The 22,021-nt window shown below is 40.9% G+C and carries 20 protein-coding genes; 16 read left to right on the top strand and 4 right to left on the bottom strand.

Features of this window, described 5'->3' with window-relative positions; all coding sequences use genetic code 11:
* Positions 1-6: 6 nt before the first annotated feature.
* On the bottom strand, positions 7-1,158 hold the full coding sequence (locus tag AB9K32_RS13795) for a DNA polymerase III subunit delta' (protein ID WP_293298033.1): 1,152 nt from the start codon (positions 1,156-1,158) through the stop codon (positions 7-9).
* Between the two features lie 181 nt (positions 1,159-1,339).
* On the opposite strand from AB9K32_RS13795, the gene pgk reads away from it, so the two are divergent.
* From pgk to AB9K32_RS13780, 3 genes are all read left to right on the top strand, one after another.
* A complete protein-coding gene (gene pgk, locus AB9K32_RS13790; protein ID WP_369885507.1) occupies positions 1,340-2,530 on the top strand; it encodes a phosphoglycerate kinase in 1,191 nt (396 codons plus the stop codon).
* A 119-nt stretch (positions 2,531-2,649) separates the two neighbouring features.
* Positions 2,650-4,251, top strand: a complete 1,602-nt coding sequence (locus tag AB9K32_RS13785) for a LysM peptidoglycan-binding domain-containing protein (protein ID WP_369885506.1) — start codon at positions 2,650-2,652, stop codon at positions 4,249-4,251.
* A 12-nt stretch (positions 4,252-4,263) separates the two neighbouring features.
* A complete protein-coding gene (locus tag AB9K32_RS13780; RefSeq protein WP_338197517.1) occupies positions 4,264-5,262 on the top strand; it encodes a DUF4837 family protein in 999 nt (332 codons plus the stop codon).
* Between the two features lie 76 nt (positions 5,263-5,338).
* Here AB9K32_RS13780 and AB9K32_RS13775 read toward each other — a convergent pair whose 3' ends face one another.
* The 3 genes from AB9K32_RS13775 to tatA all read right to left on the bottom strand — a co-directional run bounded on the left by AB9K32_RS13775 (position 5,339) and on the right by tatA (position 8,236).
* Positions 5,339-5,509, bottom strand: coding sequence for a DUF6747 family protein (locus AB9K32_RS13775; protein ID WP_224835958.1), 171 nt, complete (start codon positions 5,507-5,509; stop codon positions 5,339-5,341).
* A gap of 250 nt (positions 5,510-5,759) precedes the next feature.
* Positions 5,760-7,820, bottom strand: a complete 2,061-nt coding sequence (locus AB9K32_RS13770; RefSeq protein WP_369885505.1) for an OmpA family protein — start codon at positions 7,818-7,820, stop codon at positions 5,760-5,762.
* A gap of 218 nt (positions 7,821-8,038) precedes the next feature.
* Positions 8,039-8,236, bottom strand: a complete 198-nt coding sequence (gene tatA, locus AB9K32_RS13765; RefSeq protein WP_286037776.1) for a twin-arginine translocase TatA/TatE family subunit — start codon at positions 8,234-8,236, stop codon at positions 8,039-8,041.
* Between the two features lie 168 nt (positions 8,237-8,404).
* Here tatA and AB9K32_RS13760 point away from each other — a divergent pair, with 168 nt between their 5' ends.
* From AB9K32_RS13760 to AB9K32_RS13700, 13 genes are all read left to right on the top strand, one after another.
* Complete coding sequence (locus AB9K32_RS13760) at positions 8,405-9,274, top strand: M23 family metallopeptidase (protein ID WP_224835957.1); 870 nt, start codon at positions 8,405-8,407, stop codon at positions 9,272-9,274.
* Positions 9,275-10,774 (top strand): GH3 auxin-responsive promoter family protein, encoded by a 1,500-nt coding sequence (locus tag AB9K32_RS13755; protein ID WP_369885504.1) that lies wholly within the window; start codon positions 9,275-9,277, stop codon positions 10,772-10,774.
* A gap of 50 nt (positions 10,775-10,824) precedes the next feature.
* A complete protein-coding gene (locus AB9K32_RS13750) occupies positions 10,825-12,513 on the top strand; it encodes a hypothetical protein (RefSeq protein ID WP_224835955.1) in 1,689 nt (562 codons plus the stop codon).
* Positions 12,514-12,579: 66 nt separating this feature from the next.
* On the top strand, positions 12,580-13,512 hold the full coding sequence (locus tag AB9K32_RS13745) for a hypothetical protein (RefSeq protein ID WP_369885503.1): 933 nt from the start codon (positions 12,580-12,582) through the stop codon (positions 13,510-13,512).
* Positions 13,513-13,532: 20 nt separating this feature from the next.
* A complete protein-coding gene (gene rfbD / locus AB9K32_RS13740) occupies positions 13,533-14,315 on the top strand; it encodes a dTDP-4-dehydrorhamnose reductase (RefSeq protein ID WP_369885502.1) in 783 nt (260 codons plus the stop codon).
* A 31-nt stretch (positions 14,316-14,346) separates the two neighbouring features.
* A complete protein-coding gene (gene rfbB, locus AB9K32_RS13735) occupies positions 14,347-15,408 on the top strand; it encodes a dTDP-glucose 4,6-dehydratase (protein ID WP_252081020.1) in 1,062 nt (353 codons plus the stop codon).
* Positions 15,409-15,413: 5 nt separating this feature from the next.
* On the top strand, positions 15,414-16,283 hold the full coding sequence (gene rfbA / locus AB9K32_RS13730; RefSeq protein ID WP_369885501.1) for a glucose-1-phosphate thymidylyltransferase RfbA: 870 nt from the start codon (positions 15,414-15,416) through the stop codon (positions 16,281-16,283).
* Complete coding sequence (gene rfbC, locus AB9K32_RS13725) at positions 16,283-16,828, top strand: dTDP-4-dehydrorhamnose 3,5-epimerase (RefSeq protein ID WP_369885904.1); 546 nt, start codon at positions 16,283-16,285, stop codon at positions 16,826-16,828. The genes rfbA and rfbC overlap by 1 nt, the downstream gene beginning before the upstream one ends.
* Positions 16,829-16,932: 104 nt before the next feature.
* The gene (locus tag AB9K32_RS13720; protein WP_224835950.1) at positions 16,933-17,517 is read left to right on the top strand and encodes an acyltransferase; all 585 of its coding nucleotides are present in this window, start codon (positions 16,933-16,935) and stop codon (positions 17,515-17,517) included.
* A complete protein-coding gene (locus AB9K32_RS13715) occupies positions 17,514-18,608 on the top strand; it encodes a DegT/DnrJ/EryC1/StrS family aminotransferase (RefSeq protein WP_369885500.1) in 1,095 nt (364 codons plus the stop codon). The genes AB9K32_RS13720 and AB9K32_RS13715 overlap by 4 nt, the downstream gene beginning before the upstream one ends.
* The gene (locus AB9K32_RS13710) at positions 18,605-19,546 is read left to right on the top strand and encodes a Gfo/Idh/MocA family protein (RefSeq protein ID WP_010516307.1); all 942 of its coding nucleotides are present in this window, start codon (positions 18,605-18,607) and stop codon (positions 19,544-19,546) included. Before AB9K32_RS13715 ends, AB9K32_RS13710 begins: the two co-directional genes overlap by 4 nt.
* Positions 19,547-19,554: 8 nt before the next feature.
* Positions 19,555-20,835: a lipopolysaccharide biosynthesis protein gene (locus AB9K32_RS13705; RefSeq protein WP_224835948.1), complete on the top strand. Its 1,281-nt coding sequence runs from the start codon at positions 19,555-19,557 to the stop codon at positions 20,833-20,835.
* Positions 20,808-22,019 carry a hypothetical protein gene (locus tag AB9K32_RS13700; RefSeq protein ID WP_224835947.1) on the top strand — a complete coding sequence of 404 codons (1,212 nt, stop codon included), beginning with the start codon at positions 20,808-20,810 and terminating at the stop codon, positions 22,017-22,019. The genes AB9K32_RS13705 and AB9K32_RS13700 overlap by 28 nt, the downstream gene beginning before the upstream one ends.
* Positions 22,020-22,021: the final 2 nt, after the last annotated feature.

Genomic DNA, 22,021 nt, shown 5'->3' with positions numbered 1-22,021 from the left:
TTTAAATTAGGCGGCCTTGGCGTGCAAAAGCCTTGTAAGTTTTATGGACAGGTCCGTAAAGATCAATTTGGAATTTCCGTTACGTTCCACGTGAAAAATAGCCTGTTCCAACTCCTTTACAATATCCAAAATATTGTTTTCATGTACAAAAGGAGCAAATTTGTTGAGGTCAAAGCCCTCCATATGTATTTTCGCATGTACCAGTTCCGTGGCGCTATAATTTAGCAAAAGTGCTTGGCGCATCATGGTGAGACAGTAATTCAAAAACTTCTTTTGCACCTCACGTCCCGTTTTGGCCACCTCGTCACTCCACAAGATCAGTTCCTGTACCGCAGCTTTGTTACCTTTGGCCTTAAATGCGCTGCGCACCCATTGTACAAACCATCTTTCGAAAACCAAATCCTCGGAATCCTTGTTCAATAGGTCCAAAGCTTTATTAAAATTCCCGTTTGCCTCCAAGGCAATGGTCAACGCTTCGGTCTGGTCCACACCTTTTAGGAGGAGCGCATCGGTAATCGCTTGTTCCGCAAGTGGGGGAAAATTCAAAATTTGACAACGGGATCTGATCGTGTTTATGATTTGTTCTTCATCTTCGGCCAAAAGGAGCAAAATGGTTTTGTTTGGAGGCTCCTCGATCAATTTTAGCAGCTTGTTCGCAGCGGAGACATTCATTTTTTCCGCCATCCAGACAATCAAGATCTTATATCCGCCCTCATAAGACTTTAACGATAGCTTTTTAACCATGTCCTGGGCTTCGTCCACCCCGATTTGGCCCTGTTTTTTTTCAATGCCGATATGCCGGTACCAGTCGAACAGGTTTCCATATGGTTGCTCTTTTACAAATTGGCGCCACTCTTCCAAATAATGGTCGCTTACCGCATGCGATTTTATCTTGTCCGAATTGGAAACGGGAAAAGCAAAATGAAGATCGGGATGCGACAATGAGTTGCATTTGGTATTGCAATCGGTATGTCCTCCTTCATTTTCGCCACCGATGTTGCCACACAACAGATACTGGGCATAGGCAATTGCCATGGGCAGAACGCCGGAACCCTCTGGCCCCACAAATAATTGAGCATGCGCCACCCTTCCGGTTTCAGCTGTGGTCACCAAATGGTTTTTGATGTGCTCTAAGCCTAAAACATTTTTAAAAAGCATGTCCCAAAGATACATTTTTAACGGCTGAAGTTTCCCTAAGGAAAACAGGGTATCCCAAAGAAGGTTTAACAGAATTCAACGAAAAGGTTAAATCCACTGAAACTTTTAAATAATAGTCCGGATGAATAGCCGAAAAAGCAGGAAATCTTTACTTTTGAAATTCTCAAAAAAGGACACACAGATGAAAACGATAGACGATTTTAATTTTGAAGGAAAAAAAGCATTGATACGAGTAGATTTCAACGTGCCGTTGGATGGCGATTTCAATGTAACCGATACCAGCCGGATCGATGCTGCAAAACCCACCATACTAAAAGTTTTGGAAGACGGCGGGTCTGCGGTCTTAATGAGTCACTTGGGCCGGCCAAAAGGAAAAGCAAATCCGGATATGTCGCTATCGCATATCGCCGAAACCGTATCCGATATTATCGGGGTACAGGTGAAATTTGTGGAGGATTGTGTTGGAAACAAAGCGGATGAAGCCGTAGCAGGGTTAAAAAGCGGCGAGGTTCTTTTGCTGGAAAACCTAAGGTTTTATGCTGAGGAAGAAGCTGGAGACGAATCGTTTGCCGAACAGTTGTCCAAACACGGGGATGTTTATGTGAACGATGCTTTTGGAACAGCTCATAGAGCCCATGCCTCTACAACAATAGTGGCCAAGTTTTTCCCCGAAAACAAGTGTTTCGGATATTTGTTGGCCAAAGAAATAAAAGCAATAGACAAGGTGATGGAAACCGGGGAAAAACCAGTAACCGCAATCTTGGGCGGCGCTAAAGTTTCTTCCAAAATCACCATTATTGAGAATATTCTGGACAAGGTGGACAATTTGATCATCGGAGGGGGTATGACCTACACTTTTATAAAAGCCCAAGGGGGTAAAGTCGGGGACTCCATCTGCGAGGATGACAAAATGGATTTGGCGCTCGATATTCTAAAACAGGCAAAAGCCAAGAACGTTCAGGTATATTTACCGGTAGATGTTTTGGCCGCCAATGATTTTGATAATGCCGCCGACACCCAATTTGTGGAGGTAAACGAAATTCCGGATGGATGGCAAGGCTTGGATGCCGGACCTAAAACCCTTGAAATTTTCAAACAAGTAATTCTTGCTTCCAAAACAATTCTTTGGAACGGACCCGTTGGAGTTTTCGAAATGGAAAACTTCGCCAAAGGAACCATAGCCGTTGGCAACTATATAGACGAAGCCACTCAAAGTGGAGCGTTCTCGCTAGTTGGCGGAGGTGATTCCGTTGCGGCCGTAAAACAGTTTGGTTTCGAGGACAAGGTGAGCTATGTTTCTACAGGTGGTGGGGCCATGTTGGAAAGCTTGGAGGGCAAGACCTTGCCCGGAATTGCTGCAATAATTGGCTAAGTCTCACGTTTTGAGATATTGGGGAAACGTTAAAAGAAAGAGAATTTTATCTCTTGGCTTTACTATTTCAGAAAAAAAAGCCAATTTAGTTCGCCCCAAAAAAATCAAACCTTGTCCAAATGAACCAGAAAATTAAAAAAGCTGTTTTTGCGGCCATTCTTTGCGTAGCTTCGAATATGGCGGCACAACAAGTGGATGATCAGCAGAATGTTGATGGAGATTCAACCAAGGATCAGGAGAGTGAAAATGCCACCATTGCCGTATCAAACATCAAAATAGATGGGCAATTGATGGCTCTTGAAACGCAAGAGGACGGCAAATTTAGACTGCGCGATCTGGAAGAGGCATGGAGATACGATAGCCTTTGGCTCAAAGAGCTTCACAGTAACGCAGAGCTATTCAGTGATATGTTGTTGGAAATCCAAAGTGCACCGGAACAAGAGCCGGCTGTTTTACTGGATTTGCCCACCGATACACTAAAGGCCCGTTTAGCCCGAATGGATGAAAAAACACCCTTCCACATCTCATACAACCCATCGTTGGAAAGCGTTATCAAATCCTTTTTAACACGAAGGAGGGACTTAATGCAACGGATGATGACCGCCAGTCAATTTTATTTTCCACTGTTTGAACAAGAACTGGACAACCAGAACATTCCTTTGGAAATAAAATATTTGGCAATTGTTGAGTCCGCACTCAATCCCAAGGCAAGGTCCAGGGTTGGGGCAAAGGGCCTGTGGCAATTTATGTACAGCACCGGAAAAATGTACGGGCTGGATGTGAGCAGTTATGTTGATGAGAGGCATGATCCGATCATGGCCACCAAAGCGGCGAGCAAGTACTTGTCCAGATTGTATGATATTTTCGGGGATTGGGATTTGGCCCTTGCGGCCTATAACTCGGGACCGGGAAATGTAAATAAGGCCATAAGGCGCTCCGGGGGATATGAGAACTATTGGAACATCCGACCGTTTCTTCCACGTGAAACAGCAGGATACCTCCCTGCGTTTTTGGCTACCATGTACATTTTTGAATATGCGGAGGAACATGGGCTACAATATAAAAGAGCAGAACGCGCTTATTTTGAAACCGACACGGTTCATGTAAAAAACCTGATAACGTTTGATCAAATATCCAAATTGGTGGATATAGGTAAAGAGGAGCTGGAAATGTTGAACCCGGCCTATAAATTGAATATTATCCCAAAAGTGGAAGGGAAGAATTATGCACTCCGTCTGCCGGTTTCAAAAATTGGAAAATTTGTCTCCAACGAGGAAGAAATCTATGCCTATGCCAAAAAGGAATTGGATTCCATGGAGAAACCATTGCCCAGTATGATCAAGGCACAGGATCAAATAAGATATCGTGTAAAAAGTGGGGATTATCTGGGCAAGATAGCGGAGCGCTATGGGGTTGGTGTAAGCCAGATAAAAAGATGGAACGGACTTAGGAGCAATAATTTAAGGGTCGGACAGCGCTTAACTATTTTTCCAAGAAAACCGTATATCGCTAAAAAAAGCAGCAATAGCAGTAGTTCCAAGTCAAATGGAAAGGTAGCGGACGGCTCAAAAATCCACACAGTAAGATCTGGGGATTCCCTTTGGACCATTTCCAAAAAATACCCCGGTGTTTCCATCGAAAATTTGCGAGAATGGAACGGTATTAGCGGTAATAATCTAAAACCGGGCACAAAACTAAAATTGTGCGATTGTTCTTCGTAAATTTAACACAAGATGAAAAAATTAGGAACACTATTTATTGTCACCGTATTGCTGGCATTGGGAGCTTGTAACAGCTCGGGATCAAAAGAAAGGTTTTTACCGCCATCCACAGGAGGGATCAACTCCTTAATGGTAGTTATGGATACTGAACTCTGGCGAGGCCCAGTTGGCGAAAAAATAAGGGAAGAGTTTGCGGCCCAGATTGTAGGATTACCGCAAATAGAACCAAAGTTCAGCCTAACCCAGATACCACCAAAAGTGTTTAAGGGAACAACCACCCATTCCCGATCACTGTTGTATGTGGAGCAAGACTCTACCTCCTTGGCCCACATTAAAAACGATGCATATTCAAAACCTCAAAAAGTAGCCGTTGTAACCGGGCCTACAGAAGAGGTGTTGATCAAAAACCTGGATTCGTTGGCCGATAGGGCAATAAAAGAATTCAAAGCAAACGAGATTGCCGAGGCCCAGAAGCGCTTTGAGCGTTCCTTGAGCAAGGACAAAGCACTAGAAGAAGAGTTCGGAATACAACTTAACGTGCCCTCGCTTTACAAAGTGGGCAGAAGGGAAAACAAATTTGTTTGGATGGACATTCAAATCCCAAAAGGAACCATGAACATTATTGCTTATGAGATGCCATGGGACTATTTTAATAACGACTCTACCTTTGTGGAGGATATTGTAAGAATGAGGGATTCCATTGGAAAAAGCTTTATTCCCGGCCCGTATGAAAACACGTATATGATTACGGAAAAAGCTTTTGCCCCTTATGTTTTTCCTGCAGAAATAGGTGGCAAAAAAGCGGCTGAGGTAAAAGGCGTTTGGGAAATACATGGTTACCCAATGGCGGGTCCGTTCTTAACCTACATTATCAACGATAAGGAGAACAATAGAAAAATGATTATCGAGGGATTCACTTTTGCTCCATCCGAAGCAAAAAGAGACTACATGTTCGAGCTGGAAGCCATTTTAAAGACCATAAAGTTTGATTCCGATCTTCCAAAAGGATAGGAACAACCAAATTCAAATATCAAAAAAGCCCAGTGCACATTGCCTGGGCTTTTTCGTTCTTTAAAACTTAGGTTGATTAATCAAACGCAAAGCCTGTTGCTATCCTGTAAATAAAGGCATAAAGCACAATAAAGAACATGACAAAGCTGAACCAGGCAAATATTTTAAAGTATTTTTCCACGATGATGTGCCCCAAGTTGCGGAACGCATCCATATAGATTTCTTTGACGAGTACTAATTTTTTCATAAGCTTGATTTTAAGATTTAAAGACATGTCAAAGATTCGACTACGAAGGTGAGAACCGAAAACAAAGGGATGAAACGCAGGAAAAAAGGGGTGAATGCTGTTGTGAAAAGTGTTAAATCCGTAAGATTGTGCTTTTGATCGATAAACTACATATTGCCCTGATCGGCTATACGATCAATTTCATCGATAAACAGTAGAAGTTCTGTGTTTTTAAGTCGGATAAACACAGTTTTTTAAGGCCTGTAAGAGCTTATTCGGCAATTAGGATAAACTCCGACCTTCTGTTTAAACGGTGCTGACCAGGAGGACAGGATTGGCTATCTCCACAATTGTTCAATAAACGGTCTTCACCAAATCCAGAGGTGCTAATAATTCGGCTCGGGTCTATACCTTGCGAAACCATATAGTCTTTGGTAGACTTGGCCCGCTTCTCGGAAAGATATTTATTGTAAGCCTTGGAACCAATAGCATCGGTATGGGATTCAATCTTTAAGGATAGCCCTTTGTTCGATTTTAGCACAGTAATCAGTTTATCCAATTCTTGTGCGGAACTCAGGGTTATTTCGTAGCTATCAAAGTTGAAATAAACATTGTTGGGTTCAAATGTTTTAACAATGGCCTCTGCAGCGGATTGTTTGATCTCTGCCTTCAGCTTTTGGGTCACCACTATATTTTTGTTATCGGCGGTTTGTATCGCAAGACTATCGTTTAGGTACCCCTCCTTTTTCGCCACCACCATATAATTGGAAGTTGGGTTTAGGTTGGGAAAGGAATAGTGACCCATTTCATCTACGGTTGTTTCATTTATCATTCTATTTTCTTGCAATAGTAATACGGTAGCGCTCGGCAACGCTTCACCTGACGCCAAATCTTCCACAACCCCTGTGATCGCATTTAGGTTTGGAGTGTAGGCAAAGGAATAAATATCGTCATCACCTTTGCCTCCTTTTCGGTTAGATGCAAAATAGCCCTTCCCGCTAGAGGCGTCCACGATATACGAAAAATCGTCCCTATTACTGTTAATGGGCTCGCCCAAATTCATCGCGCCTGCAAAAGTCTCATCGGAACCATCGGATTTGTAAACATCTAGCCCGCCATATCCCATTGGTCTGTTGGACGAGAAATAAAGAATGTTTTCCGTTACGTACGGGAACATTTCCTTTGCATCCGAGTTGATGGCCCTACCCAGGTTTTTGGGCTCGGAAAACGCACCATTTTCTAGAATATCCACCACATAGATGTCCGTTTCGCCAAAACCGCCGGGCATATCGGAAACAAAATATAGTTTTTTGCCATCAGGACTTACAGTAGGGTGTCCCGTTGAATAATCTTCACTATTAAAGGGAAGTTCTTCTGCGCTGGTCCATTGGCCATCTATGTTTTGTGAGCGATAGATCTTGAGGTGGTTAATACCATTTTTACCTCGCTTCAATCGTTTACCATAGTTGTTTCTGGTAAAATAGATGGTTTTTTGGTCGGGAGAAAAGGCAGATGATGCCTCGTGGTATTTTGTATTGATTTTCTTGGAAAACTTTTTGGGCGGCAATAGATCACCATCATCATTTTTCTTTTTTGAAACGTAGAGATCAAGAAAAGGCTGATTGGTCCAGCGATAACGACGTGTGGTCAAAATGGAAGAATCCTTTGCGGAAGCATAAACGATATCCGAATCATTATGGAACATGGGCGAAAAATCGGAATACTTGGAGTTAATATCCAAATTCTTGATCGTCACTTGTGTTGCGCCTTTCCAAGTATTGGTGTTTAACGATTCCAGTTCGTTCAGGGGCTCGTCCCTTTTTTGCCTCAATATTTTGGTCAAAGCTGCCGCTCTACGATATTTTCCCGTTCCCTTTAGGGTTTGGGTATATTTAAAAAAGGTGTCTGTATTTATTTCATCTTCGTATAATGTGTACAGCTCGTTGTACCACTTGTACGATTTTTCCAGATTACCTGTGTAATAATGGGAATCGCCAGCTTTGGAAAGTATTTCGTAGGTGTGCTTTGTATCGGTTTTTTCGAGGACAATATCAAAAATGCGGGCAGCTTCGGCATACCACATTTTGTTAAAGTACGAATTGCCTCTTTGGACCAGTTTTTCGGCCACTCCTTTTTTACCAAGGTATTTATTGAGCTTTTTATTATTGAGCCCGTCGAGGTATTTTACAAATTCACTTGGGGATTCATCGCTGTTATTGTCCATCAGTGTATCGGACAACAAAGTATCCTCTCCAATATTGGAAAGGGCAAGCTCCTGGGCATTTGACCCTAGGAAGCATGAGAAGAAAAAAAGCAAGATCAATCTTTTCATTACCACTCCGTCTGCACAAATGAACAAAAAAGGCTCATTTGGAGGTTAAGCATGCAAGCCTAACAGTTTAGTTGTAACCGCTAAAATAGGATAAGGTAATTGGGGGGATAATTTTTTGTTGTGAAAGGCTGAAATATCGACATTGAAACCTTAAAATATGTGGTCGTTGGTCGAAAACCAATTAAAAACCAGTGCGTTTCAACGCCCAAAAAATCCGTTTAGGAATTAGATTCGTTTTTTCCGCCTTCCAGTTTCTCGTCTTCTTTGGTCGCGTCCTTAAATTCTTTGATGCCGCTACCAAGCCCTCTCATAAGTTCCGGAATTTTTCTGCCTCCGAAAAGCAAAACTACCACGGCAACAATCAGGACAATCTGCCAAGGGCCCAACATTCCAAGTAATATAGTTTGAGCAATCATATCTTCAAAAACCTTTAATTTAGAAAGGTAAAGGTACTAAAAAGAAGTGGAAGAGAATATTCGATTAACGAAATTTAGGATTTAAAACTGATTTTTAGACTTGTAAGCAGCGTAGCTTTTTAAAAAGCTTAACATCCATATTAAAATCTAAGACTATCTTTGTTGACCATGGCAAAGGACAAAAAGAAAAGAAAGGAGATAAAACGTAAGCTACTGCACAAGTATCGCTTGGTAATTCTTAATGAAAGCACCTTTGAGGAGAAAATTTCGTTTAAACTCAATCGGCTCAATGTTTTTGTTACCGGAACCTTATTTATAATTGTATTGATAGGGCTCACGACATTGATCATTGCCTTTACGCCCCTTCGAGAATATATTCCGGGATACTCCTCAACAAAATTAAAGAGACAGGCTACGGAACTTACCTATAAAACAGATTCTTTGGTCACTGTTCTTAACTATACAAATAAGTACTTGGACAATGTTAGAAAAGTACTGCGCGGCGATATCGAGAATAACCAGACGAATAGGGATTCCCTGTTCGAACAGTACAAATTGGACCCCTCCACAGTAGACCTGACACCCATACGCGAAGATTTGCTTTTGCGTGAAGAAGTGGAACTGGAAGACAAGTACAATCTTTTTGAAAGGGATGTGGAAAACCTTGGAACACTTTTCTTTTCTCCCGTTAACGGTACTTTGACCCAAGGGTTCGACCCAAAAACAAAGCACTATGCTGTGGATTTGGTAGCGCCAAGAGATACACCGGTCAAAGCAATTGCGGACGGCACCGTTCTTTTTGCTGAATGGACCACCGAAACAGGGTATGTGATCATCGTGGAACACCAAGAAGGCATTACATCGGTGTACAAACATAACGGCTCGTTGAGCAAAGCTCAAGGCGATATGGTAAAGGCAGGCGAGGTAATAGCTTCAATAGGAAATACAGGAGAGCTTACTACAGGACCACACCTACACTTTGAACTTTGGAGAAAAGGCAAACCAGTGGACCCACAAAACTATATTGATTTCAATTAAATGTCCTTAAAAGCATTTGCAGCTAAAATATTTGCGAATCGAATTGCAAAAAAGACCGATAAATGGGTAAAGCAGCCCGTTAAGACCCAACAAAAGGTTTTTAACCAATTGATAACCGAAGCCAAGAACACTGTTTTTGGCAGGGACCATGGCTTTGACACCATTAAATCACATCAAGAATTTACGGAAAGAGTTCCTATTAGGGATTATGAAGAGCTCAAAGGCTATGTTCAGCAAATTCTTGATGGCAAAAGCGATGTGCTCTGGCCCGGGAAACCCATATATTTTGCCAAAACTTCCGGGACAACATCTGGCGCCAAATATATTCCAATCACCAAACCATCAATTAAAAATCAGGTAGAAGCCTCTCGAAATGCCATACTCAATTACATCCACGAAACCGGTAATGCGGATTTTGTGGACGGCAGAATGATTTTTCTTCAGGGCAGCCCCATGTTGGAAGAAAAGAACGGCATAAAATTGGGAAGATTATCGGGCATATCGGCACATTACGTTCCCAATTACCTTCAAAAAAACCGCTTGCCCAGTTGGGAGACCAATTGTATCGAGGATTGGGAAACAAAGGTGGACAAGATTGTAGAGGAAACCGAAGAGGAGAGTATGACCGTTATAGCGGGCATTCCCTCTTGGGTCCAAATGTATTTTGAAAAGCTGAATGCAAAAACGGGCAAAAAAGTAGGGGAGCTTTTTAAAGAATTCCAACTGTTTATTTACGGAGGCGTAAATTATGAACCATACCGCGCAAAATTCGAAAACCTGATCGGCAGAAAAGTGGACAGCATTGAACTGTTCCCCGCTAGCGAAGGTTTTTTTGCCTATCAGAATTCCCAAAGGGAAAAAGGAATGTTGCTGTTGCTGGATGCGGGTGTTTTTTATGAATTTGTAAGAGCAGACGAGTTTTTCGACGAAAACCCAAAACGATTGACCATTGCCGAGGTTGAGCTGGGTGTGGACTATGCTATGGTAATATCTACCAATGCGGGGCTTTGGGGCTATAACCTTGGGGATACCATTCGGTTTATTTCCAAAGACCCGTATAAAATTGTGGTTTCCGGCCGCATAAAACACTTTATCTCCGCTTTTGGTGAGCATGTAATTGCCAAAGAAGTGGAAGAAGCCCTTCGATTGGCAGTGGAACAGACCGATGCCCTTGTAAACGAATTTACCGTTGCCCCACAGACCAATCCGCCAGAAGGGGAACTCCCGTATCACGAATGGTTCATTGAATTTGAAAGGGAACCAACTGACCGATTAAAATTTGCCGGAATTATTGAGGCAAGTATGAAAAAGCAGAACAGTTACTATCTCGACTTGATCGATGGACATATCCTTCAGCCCTTAAAAATCAGTAGTGTCAAAACAAATGGCTTTCAGGATTACATGAAATCCATCGGTAAACTGGGCGGGCAGAACAAGGTTCAGCGACTTGCGAACGATAGAAAAGTGGCGGACGGATTGCAGTCCTTTAAAATTAGTTGACTCATAACAGTTTAACTTTCATAGGAATTCACTTATTTTTGCCAGAAGATATGATGGCAACAGAAGTAAAACAGACTACCAGGGCACAGGAATCTACCAATGCGATCGAACGCTTGTACATTACCATGCGCCATTTGCTCAATCGCGGTTTTTATAAACCATCGGGCGTTTCGGGAAACGCCCTCCGCAGTGCACTTTTGCTGCTCAGGCCCGAAATATATGGTACAATTGCCGAGGAAAAGGCAGAGCTCAACGGATTGATCTATGTATTGGAACGTCTTCCAGAAGGCATTGAGGAATGTCGATTTATTAACCTTACCTCGGATGAAGGCTTTGCCAAATCGCATTTAAAACCTATTGTTCCCCCAAAAAGAAGACGAAACTGTTACCGCATTGACGACGAACAGATGAACATAGAAATAACCCGTGGACGTAGTGATATTTACGATATTTTGACCCACCTTACCTTCTTGTTCATTGAGTCCGGAAAAATTTCCAAAAGAGTTTTGGTGGACGATGGGAATGCAACCATTAGAGATTGGGACAAACTTACCGAGTTTGTACTGAGCGAGGAAAAAGATAATGAAGAAAGAGAAGTGGCCCTGATACATTGTGCCAATATCTTGGGCAGAACCTTTGATGAGGTAGTTGATATTCAGAACAAGCTAAAAACCCAGAAAGATCCAGACCGTTTTTTAAATGTGATGTACTGGTTGGGCAAATTGGCCATTGAGGAAGAAACAACTGGCAATAAAAGAACCATTACATTTAGTCCGTTGTTGCGCGAACGGTTAGGGCACCACATTCATGGGGAAAAGTGGGCCAACAAAATAAAGAACACCTTAAAGCAGAACAATTTAATACATAGGCCATTGCATATCATCAGTGCCAATATGCACAGTGTAATGAATTCCCTTTTTGCCAAAAAGGCATTGGCCGAAGAATTTCCGGACAACGATTCCCTGGACATTTATGTAGCATTGGGTTCCGAAAAACACAAATCGCTGAACCAAAAAGTAAAGGAACTGGCACAGAGCAATGGGATGATTTTCTTGGACGATGAATCCGGGGCCAATATCGATGTCCAAATATTTGATACTGCAAAGTTTGGTGGGGAAAGCTGCTGTTACAATTTGCCGGAAGGTATCTCCGAGGACGAAAAGCCGGTTATATTCGTAATGGATTATGCCTTTGGGGAACAAGCATACGAAACCATAGATGAACTGTTGAAGCCCTTGGAAGAGGATGGTGAAAAGATTTTCTTGAATGTGGATTCTGTCTCCATTATGGGCAAGGCCGGAATTCTGGAAGGAGGCAAAGGAGATTTAATGATTCCATCCGCCCATATTTTCGAAGGAACTGCGGACAATTACCCCTTTAACAACGAACTCTGCGCCTCCGATTTTAAGGGACATGGACTAAAAGTAATGGAAGGTACCATGGTCACAGTGTTGGGAACCTCGCTTCAGAACAGGGACATACTCCAGTTTTTCCACGAGTCCACTTGGAACGTGATCGGATTGGAAATGGAGGGTGTACATTATCAAAAAGCTATACAATCGGCTTCTCAAATACGAAAAAGCATAAACAAAGAAGTTAAGGTGCGCTATGCCTATTACGCATCGGACAACCCCTTGGAAACTGGGAGCACCTTGGCTTCTGGCGGACTGGGCACTACAGGTGTTAAACCCACTTACTTGATTACGGACAGAATTCTTAAACAAATATTCAATACATAAAAAATGGCGGACCAACCAGTAAATCAGAATAGTTCAGACGAAATAGATTTGGGGCAATTGTTCCAAATGATTGGAAAATGGTTCAATAAACTTGGAATTTTCTTTTTGCGCGTTTTTCTATATTTAAAGAAAAACGCAATAATTCTCGCGGCTTTGGTTGTACTAGGCGGGGCAATCGGGTATGGATTAAAATTTATTACTTCTGAAAAAATGCAGTTGGATGTAATCGTTAGGCCCAACCTGGACAGTAAAGACTATTTGTATGATGTAATAGATGAAATTGATATAAACCTTAAATCCGAAAACAAAACTTTTTTGGATGAATTAGGGGTTACGTTGGAAGAAGTAAAAGGCTTTCAAGTAACAATAGAGCCGACAAAAAAAGATATAGAAAATTCAAAAGAAAAAGAATTGGAGTATCTGGAGACGCTTCAAAAATTTCAAAATACAGACTTAGTAGCAGATGTATTGCGCGATGAACTTCTAAAAAACTCCGAATTAAATCACAAGGTCACTTTTAAATATAAGAATCCTTCAGGGGCAATTGTTGCAGAAAAAATAATGAAGTTTATTAACTCAAATACTTATTTTAAAGAACTTTTAGCAGTCCATACAGAGAATTCAATTTCAAGAATAAATCAGAATAAAGTCTTAATTGGACAGATTGATACGATTATAAAAGGATATTCTTCAAAATTTAACGGCTCGAGCAAAACATTTGAGAGCGGAAAACTCATATTGCAAAATGAAGATAATCTGAATGTCTCAAGTTTACTCAGCCTTAAAACAAGGTTAATTGAAGACATTGAAGATAAGCAAAAAGAGCTCAAGGAATTTTCGAACACAATAAGTATAATTAACTTTGGCAAACCTCATCAGGTCACCAAGGCTTTCTTTGGCAAGAAAATTATATTATTGCCCATGTTGTTAGTAGGATTGTTCTTTTTGTTATCATTCCTTAAATATCTCAACAAGAAAGCTTCACAGATAGAAGTTTAACACTTAGTTTTTCCATCAAAATGTCTAAAATCTTGGTTACGGGCTCCAAAGGACAATTAGGGCTTTCCTTGATGCATGTGGCACAAGGTTTTCCAAACCTGGATTTCGATTTTAAAGCCTCTAATGAACTTGATATTGCCAACAGGGAAGATCTGGCCAAGGTAATTCACCAAAGCACGTATAGCTATTGTATCAACTGTGCGGCATACACCCATGTAGAACAGGCCGAAAAACACCCTGATTTGGCATTTAAGATTAATGCCGAGGGGGCAAAAAATATAGCAGAGCTTTGTAATGACCATAACGTTACATTGGTACATATTTCCACAGACTATGTTTTTGATGGTGAAAAGGAAGGCCCTTATCTGGTAGACGATAGGCCTAACCCGATCAATGTTTATGGAGCATCCAAATTAAAAGGAGAGCAGTTTATTCAAAAAATAATACCCAACCATTTTATTGTTCGGACATCTTGGTTGTACAATAAAAAACATGGACATAACTTTTACCGTACCATTTTGAACAAGGCAAAGGCGGGAGAGGAATTGCGAATTACAGATGCTCAGAAAGGATGCCCGACCAATTCGGATGCCCTGGCCAACTATATTTTAAATGAAATTGTTTGTGGAGAAAGGCCATTTGGAACCTATCACTATACCGATGGGGAGCCTACAACATGGTATGGTTTTGCACAACAAATACTCAAGGAAAACGGTTTGGAAGAAACCGCCAACCTTATTTTGGACAGGAATTATCGTACCTTAGCAAGGAGACCTAGGAATAGTGTTCTCGCTGCTACATAATTAGAACCTAAGGGGCTTTAAGCATATATTAATGGAGCACAATATTTCCAAAAACATTCTTATTACCGGCGGTGCCGGGTTTATAGGCTCACATGTTGTTAGGCGATTTGTTTCCGAATACGAAAATTATCAAGTTTTCAATTTGGACGCCCTGACCTATGCAGGAAATTTGGAAAACCTTAAAGATATTGAAGACGCGGACAATTATACCTTCATCAAAGGAGATATTACCGATACGGACTTTGTAAACAAGCTTTTTTCCAAACATCATTTTGATGGTGTGATCCATTTGGCGGCAGAGTCCCATGTAGATCGTTCGATCACAGACCCGTTGTCGTTTGTAAGGACCAATGTTTTTGGAACCGTTAATTTGCTGAATGCATCCTTGGGGTTGTTCCGGAATAATCCAGGGTTTGTGTTTTATCACATCAGCACCGATGAGGTCTATGGTAGTTTGGGAAGTCATGGCTTTTTCAAGGAATCTACAGCATATGCTCCCAATTCCCCTTATTCGGCCTCTAAAGCAAGTTCGGACCATTTTGTAAGGGCATATGGGGAAACGTATGGCCTTCCTTTTGTAATTTCCAATTGTTCCAACAACTATGGGCCAAACCAATTTCCAGAAAAGTTGGTTCCTCTGTTCATCAACAATATCATTCAAAAAAAACCATTGCCCGTTTATGGTGATGGCAACTATACTCGGGATTGGCTTTTTGTAAAAGATCACGCCCAGGCCATAGACTTGGTGTTCCATCAAGGAAAAAAGGGGGAAACATACAATATTGGCGGCTTTAATGAGTGGAAGAATATTGAACTGACCCAATTATTGTGCAGATTAATGGATAAAAAATTGGACAGGCAGGCAGGCACTTCGGCAAAGCTCATAAGCTTTGTAAAGGATCGTCCAGGACACGATCTAAGATATGCCATCGATGCCTCGAAAATTAATAAAGAATTAGGGTGGGAACCATCGGTAACATTTGAAGAAGGTTTGGAGCTAACAATAGAGTGGTATTTTGATAATAAGGAATGGCTAGACCATGTTACTTCGGGAGACTACTTGGAATATTATAAAAAGCAATATCAAGCATAAATAGGATGAAGGGAATTGTATTGGCAGGAGGAACAGGCAGTAGATTGCACCCACTTACCTTATCGGTGAGCAAACAGTTGATGCCCATTTACGATAAGCCGATGATCTATTACCCCTTGTCTACCCTTATGTATGCAGGAATAAAGGAAATATTGATTATTTCCACACCCAAAGACCTTCCACTTTTTAAAGAATTGTTGGGCAATGGCCACAAATATGGTTGCTCATTTTTCTATGCGGCCCAAGATTCACCCAACGGGCTGGCGGAAGCATTTATTATTGGGGAAGAGTTTATAGGGGATGATAAGGTGGCACTTATTTTGGGCGATAATATTTTTTATGGAGCGGGATTGTCCAAGTTATTGCAGAGCAACAATAACCCCGAGGGGGGCATTGTTTATGCCTATCGCGTAAACGACCCACAAAGATATGGGGTTGTGGAGTTCGATGAGGATGGCAAGGCAATTAGTATCGAAGAAAAGCCCAAGCAACCCAAATCCAACTACGTAGTACCGGGCATTTATTTTTATGACAATGAAGTCGTGGACATTGCCAAAAACATTGAGCCCAGCAAAAGGGGCGAATTGGAAATCACAGATGTAAACAGGGCGTATCTAGAAAGAGGAAAACTGAGCGTAAGTATTTTAGACAGGGGCACTGCCTGGTTGGATACAGGAACCTTTCAGGCCCTAATGCAGGCTTCGCAGTTTATAGAAGTAATCGAGGAACGCCAAGGATTTGTGGTCGGATCTATAGAAGTGGCAGCATTTGAAATGGGATATATAAATGCAGATCAGTTTAAAGAATTGGCCAAGCCCTTAATAAAGAGCGGCTACGGTGAACGTTTATTGGGTATTTTGAAGAAAGAGGGATGATAAAGGCGACGGAGACCAAATTAAAAGGATGTTTTGTAATCGAACCTACAATCTTTAAGGATGACCGAGGTTATTTTTTCGAGAGTTTTAATCATAAAGAATTTTGTAAAGCCATTGGGCAAGAGGTAAATTTTGTGCAAGATAATCAGTCCTATTCCAAAAAGGGAGTGTTAAGAGGACTGCATTTTCAAAAAGGCGAACATGCCCAGGCCAAGTTGGTTTCCGTATTGGATGGAAGAATTCAGGACGTAGTGGTCGATTTACGTAAAAATTCCCCTACTTTTGGCGAGCATTTATCCATTGAACTGGGCAATGAGAACAAAAGACAACTGTTTGTGCCAAGAGGATTTGCACATGGTTTTTTAACTTTGAGCGAATCCGCAAGAGTTTTATATAAATGTGATAATTATTATAATAAAAGTGCAGAGGGAGGTATAAGGTACGATGACCAAAAATTGAAATTGGAATGGCAGCTCAATACCAGTGATTTGGTCCTTATTGAAAAGGACAGAAAGTTGCCCTTTTGGGATAAAATGGACACGTAAACTATGAATAAAAGGTCTAATTTCTGTGTCCTAGAGTTTAACCTTGATCAAATTTCGTTAGAAACCAATTTAAATACATTGCCCTAAAATTAGAAATATTCCCAATGGATAGCGAATCTCTTTTTTTCTCTCATGAAACAGCAGTAATAGATGATAACTGCGTAATTGGAAAAGGAACAAAAATTTGGCATTTTTCCCATATTATGTCCAATTGTCAAATAGGTGAATCATGCAATATAGGACAAAATGTAGTTGTTTCCCCCGAAGTTGTGCTAGGAAACAACGTTAAGGTACAGAACAACGTGTCGATTTATACAGGTGTTATATGTGAAGATGATGTCTTTTTAGGGCCATCCATGGTTTTTACCAATGTAATAAACCCAAGAAGCGCCATTAATAGGCGCGATGAGTATATGAAGACCATTGTGAGAAAAGGCGCCACCATTGGCGCCAATGCAACTGTGGTTTGCGGTAATGATATTGGGGAATATGCCTTGATCGGTGCAGGAGCGGTAGTTACAAAAGCAGTGCCCCCATATGCCCTTCTTGTGGGGAATCCGGCAAAGCAGATCGGATGGGTAAGTGAATATGGGCATCGGTTGGATTTTGACAATTCTGGAATGGCCACTTGCCCCGAAAGCAATCAAAAATATCTACTCGAAAACAACAAGGTAAACAAGACTACATGAAAATAGATTTCGCAAATCTTGGCAGGGCGTACGAAGAACATAGGGAAGAATTTGAAAAAGTGGCGTTGGATGTAATGCGTTCCGCAAGATATATACTTGGAGCAGAAACGGAAAGGTTTGAACAGAACCTTTCAAGTTTCACTGGAAACAAATATGCACTGGGATGTTCCTCTGGTACGGATGCTTTACTACTGGCACTAATGGCCATGGGAATTAGGGCGGGAGATGAAATTATCACCACACCCTTTACCTTTATAGCTACGGCAGAGACCATTGCATGTTTAGGGGCAAAACCCATTTTTGTTGATATTGATGAAGATACATATAACATCGATGCTTCAAAAATTGAACAGGCAATTACCAAAAATACCAAGGCCATAATGCCAGTATCCCTATATGGGCAAATGCCCGATATGGATGACATCAATGCAATTGCGGAAAAGTACGATCTAGCCGTAATAGAAGATGCCGCGCAAAGCTTTGGCGCAATATATAAAGGCAAAAAAAGCTGTAATGTTTCTACATTTGGATGCACCAGCTTTTTCCCCGCCAAGCCCTTGGGCTGTTTTGGAGATGGGGGCGCAGTTTTTGCAACCAATGAAGAAGATTATGAAAAAATGAAGGCCATGCGCGTTCATGGCCAAGTAAAAAGATATACACATCATTACATAGGCATGGGCGGTAGATTGGATAACTTACAAGCAGCTATTCTTGATGTAAAGTTGGCCACATATGAGAATGACATCTCAAGAAGGCAGGCCGTTGCAGAGAGCTATTCGAACAAGATATCAGATAACGCAGCAAAACCACTTGTAAAAGACGATAGAACATCGGTTTGGGCCCAATATACAATAAGGGTGAAAGAGCGAGACAAAGTTCAAAAAGCCCTTATGCAAAAAGGAATACCAACAGCCGTTCACTATCCGATTCCAATGCATTTACAAAAATGCTTTTCTTACCTAGGTTATACACTTGGTGATTTCCCGGTTTCAGAAAAATGTGCACAAGAAGTAATGAGTCTTCCAATGAACCCATATTTGGAAGAAGCCGAAATAGATTACATAACAACAAATCTTAATACTATTATATGAAGAATTTTGCATTGATCGGTGCAGCGGGATATATAGCTCCGCGACACATGAAAGCAATCAAGGATACAAACAATAATCTTCTTGCAGCTTATGATAAGGGCGATAGTGTAGGCATTATAGATTCACACTTTCCAAATGCCGACTTTTTTGTGGAATTTGAAAGGTTTGATCGCCATATTGAAAAATTAAAATATGAGAAAAACACTTTCTTGGACTATGTTAGCATATGTTCACCGAACTATCTGCACGATGCCCATATACGATTTGCCTTAAGGAGCGGTGCGGACGCCATCTGCGAAAAGCCTTTGGTGCTCAACCCATGGAACATAGACAAGCTCAAAAAAGTTGAGGAAAACACGGGAAAAAAGGTATATAACATACTTCAGCTAAGGGTACACCCAAGTATTATTGCCCTACGAGAAAAAGTAGCCAAAGCAGACAAGAACACAAAATTCGATGTTGATTTGACCTACCTGACCTCAAGAGGTCATTGGTACCAGACCTCATGGAAAGGCGATGTGAGCAAATCAGGAGGTATTGCCACCAACATTGGGGTACATTTCTACGACATGCTTTCTTGGATATTTGGGAATGTGCAGGAAAATGTGGTCCATGTTCATGAGAAAGATAGGGCAGCGGGTTACTTGGAGTTCGAAAATGCCCGGGTGCGCTGGTTCCTTTCCATAAACTCGGAATATCTGCCAAAAGAGGTTAAAGAAAAAGGTCAAACAACTTTTAGATCCATCACCATTAATGGTGAAGAATTGGAATTTAGTGGGGGCTTTACGGATTTGCACACCATGGTCTATAAAGATATTTTGAACGGTAAAGGCTATGGTTTGGAAGCCGCCAGGACCGCCATTGAAATAGTGCACGATATAAGGAATACGCAGCCAATTGGCCCAAAGGGGGAATATCATAAGTTTTTGGACAACTAAAGTTAGGTGTGGGAAAATTAAAGGCTTTAATAGAGGAAATTAAAACCTCTGAGTTTTTTAGAAATGTTCTTATTCTATCATCGGGAACTGCCTTGGCTCAGCTAATTCCTCTCATTATTGCCCCTTTTCTTTCCAGAATATACTCTCCAGAGGAGTTTGGTCGCTTAGCCCTTTATTTGGCAATTACACAGATTTTAGGTTCTTTGGCAACCGGAAGGTACGAATTGGCCATTCTTTTGCCAAAGGAAGAAAGGAAAGGGGTTCAGTTGACATTGCTCTCCATTTTTATTTCTGTTGCAGTCTCCCTTATTGCCCTTATAGGTGTATTGTTTTTTCGCTCAGAGATAGCTGTATTATTAGGAGACCCAAAATTAGAAAAGTGGCTGTACCTTGTTCCATTGAGTGTCTTAATGATAGGATGTTTTAATGCGTTGAATTACTTTAATACAAGGTCCAAACAATTCAAAAATATTGCAAGGGCAAATGTTTTCAAGTCCTCTGGGGGCGGCTTGGTTCAATTAGGTTTGGGGGCTTTGAACTTTACTTCTGGTGGTTTAATTCTGGGACAGACACTTTCACATTTTTTTGGAAATATTCGCCTTTCCAAAGCATTCTTAAAATATAGAGATGTTATACTTGGCTCTAAAGCACAAGAAATCCAAAAACTGGCACGGCGATATGTAGACTTCCCTAAATTTTCAATGTGGGGCATTTTCTTTAACTCAATATCAGTTAATGTCGGAAACTTTTTTATTTCATGGTTTTATGGGTTGTTCCCATTAGGGCATTACTCTTTTGCCTATAAGTATTTAGGATTTCCAATAATACTAGTTGGCAATTCCGTAGGACAAGTCTATTTTCAAAAATTATCAGAAAATAAAGAGAATCAAAAAAAAGCCCTCTCGATTTTCATAGGCACAATTAAAAAACTGACCCTTGTTGGTGCTTTTATATTTATTCCTGGATATTTTATTGTAGAACATCTATTTGTATTTGTCTTTGGCGAGGAATGGGGTGAGGCCGGAGGATATGCAAAAATACTACTTCCCCTTTTTTACGTAAGGTTAATTGTTGTACCTGTAACGGTAACAAACAGCATATATGAAAAGCAAAAGATATCATTTTACTGGCAATTAGGTTTGGTGCTGATTACTCTGGGCATTTTTTTATTGGCTTATGTTCTTAAATTATCCTTATCAACAATGTTGCTCGTTCAGGTTATTGCGCTTTCTTTTCATTATTTTGTATTAATATTTATAATGTGGAAAATTATACAAGGGAAGCTATAAAGGGCAATTGCGCAGTAGTATTGGGAGGCTATGTTAATGGTTATTCCATTGCTTTGGAGCTGCACGAGAAAAATATTGAAAACATAGCTCTTGTGCAATATGGCAAACAATTGGCTGGATACAGTAATTTGTTCAACACCAAATTGTCTGTCGATAAAACATCAGGTACTTTGTTGTTGGCTTTGCAAAAACTAAGCAAGGAATTCGGTTATTTGGTGCTCTTCCCAACAGACGATTTGTTTATTGAAAACCTATATAGTATCAGGGAAAAGATAGAAGACTTTGCCTTTTTACCTTTTAATCCCGGTAATATCATTTCAGCTAGCGACAAGGCGGTACAGTATCAGTTTTGCGAAAAACTTGGGGTTCCATATCCGAAATCGGTAGAGTTAAAAAACATAAATGATGTCCCCGATCTTGCGAACAGGCTAAGATTGCCAATAATCATTAAACCGAACAAAAGAGAAGATTTAAAAATAAAGGTATTCCGTTCGGTCACCATTTCATCCGAGAATGAACTCTCCACGCACCAAGAGAGCCTCAAAACATATTTTGAAAAAGGGGTGTCGTTCCTGGCGTCGGAGATAGTCCCTGGCCACACTAACGGAACCATTTATGCCTATGTGGGTTACAGATCTCCAAAGACCAAAACAATCCTAAACGAGTGGATAGGAAGAAAGCTAACACAATACCCTGATGATTATGGGGTTTTTTCCAGCGCATCCAACGAAGCCCCTGAAATTATAAGGGCCCATGGACAGGCGTTATTGAACGGGATGGACCTTTACGGCATATGCGAACCAGAATTTAAATACGACCCTAGAGATGGAGACTACAAATTAATGGAAATAAACCTTAGGTCGATGATGTGGCACAGGGTAGGAAATTTATCCGGAGTGTTTCTGCAACAAACGCAATGGCTTGATGCTTTGGGCAAAACCGTTCCAAAATACGAACAGAGCACTAAACTTGTCCATTTTTCATATCTTAAACACGAGGTGGTCAATTTAGTGTTGAGAAAAGGCTATTTTAGGTTATTTAAGCAAAATCTATATAAGGGAGACGAAAATAGACTGGCCATGTTCACAAAAGGTGATTTAAAGCCCTTTATCATAGATCAGGGCAATACCATAACCACATTGGTAAAACAGGTGGCAAAAAAGTTGTTGAGAAGGGTAAAGTAAAA

It is taken from the genome of Allomuricauda sp. XS_ASV26 (assembly GCF_041224615.1).
In the GTDB taxonomy this organism is placed as follows: domain Bacteria; phylum Bacteroidota; class Bacteroidia; order Flavobacteriales; family Flavobacteriaceae; genus Flagellimonas; species Flagellimonas alginolytica.
Note: the sequence above shows the minus strand (reverse complement) of the source record. Positions and strands in the feature narration are given on the sequence as shown.

Excerpts from the sequence above, each read along its gene's own strand:
- AB9K32_RS13795 (WP_293298033.1), bottom strand. The coding sequence starts at position 1,158 with ATGCTTTTTAAAAATGTTTTAGGCTTAGAGCACATCAAAAACCATTTG.
- rfbB (WP_252081020.1), top strand. The coding sequence starts at position 14,347 with ATGGAGCACAATATTTCCAAAAACATTCTTATTACCGGCGGTGCCGGG.
- AB9K32_RS13755 (WP_369885504.1), top strand. The coding sequence starts at position 9,275 with ATGTCCTTAAAAGCATTTGCAGCTAAAATATTTGCGAATCGAATTGCA.
- AB9K32_RS13775 (WP_224835958.1), bottom strand. The coding sequence starts at position 5,509 with ATGAAAAAATTAGTACTCGTCAAAGAAATCTATATGGATGCGTTCCGC.
- AB9K32_RS13785 (WP_369885506.1), top strand. The coding sequence starts at position 2,650 with ATGAACCAGAAAATTAAAAAAGCTGTTTTTGCGGCCATTCTTTGCGTA.
- AB9K32_RS13710 (WP_010516307.1), top strand. The coding sequence starts at position 18,605 with ATGAAGAATTTTGCATTGATCGGTGCAGCGGGATATATAGCTCCGCGA.
- rfbD (WP_369885502.1), top strand. The coding sequence starts at position 13,533 with ATGTCTAAAATCTTGGTTACGGGCTCCAAAGGACAATTAGGGCTTTCC.
- rfbA (WP_369885501.1), top strand. The coding sequence starts at position 15,414 with ATGAAGGGAATTGTATTGGCAGGAGGAACAGGCAGTAGATTGCACCCA.
- AB9K32_RS13745 (WP_369885503.1), top strand. The coding sequence starts at position 12,580 with ATGATTGGAAAATGGTTCAATAAACTTGGAATTTTCTTTTTGCGCGTT.
- AB9K32_RS13720 (WP_224835950.1), top strand. The coding sequence starts at position 16,933 with ATGGATAGCGAATCTCTTTTTTTCTCTCATGAAACAGCAGTAATAGAT.
- pgk (WP_369885507.1), top strand. The coding sequence starts at position 1,340 with ATGAAAACGATAGACGATTTTAATTTTGAAGGAAAAAAAGCATTGATA.
- tatA (WP_286037776.1), bottom strand. The coding sequence starts at position 8,236 with ATGATTGCTCAAACTATATTACTTGGAATGTTGGGCCCTTGGCAGATT.
- AB9K32_RS13780 (WP_338197517.1), top strand. The coding sequence starts at position 4,264 with ATGAAAAAATTAGGAACACTATTTATTGTCACCGTATTGCTGGCATTG.
- AB9K32_RS13715 (WP_369885500.1), top strand. The coding sequence starts at position 17,514 with ATGAAAATAGATTTCGCAAATCTTGGCAGGGCGTACGAAGAACATAGG.
- AB9K32_RS13750 (WP_224835955.1), top strand. The coding sequence starts at position 10,825 with ATGATGGCAACAGAAGTAAAACAGACTACCAGGGCACAGGAATCTACC.
- AB9K32_RS13760 (WP_224835957.1), top strand. The coding sequence starts at position 8,405 with ATGGCAAAGGACAAAAAGAAAAGAAAGGAGATAAAACGTAAGCTACTG.
- AB9K32_RS13770 (WP_369885505.1), bottom strand. The coding sequence starts at position 7,820 with ATGAAAAGATTGATCTTGCTTTTTTTCTTCTCATGCTTCCTAGGGTCA.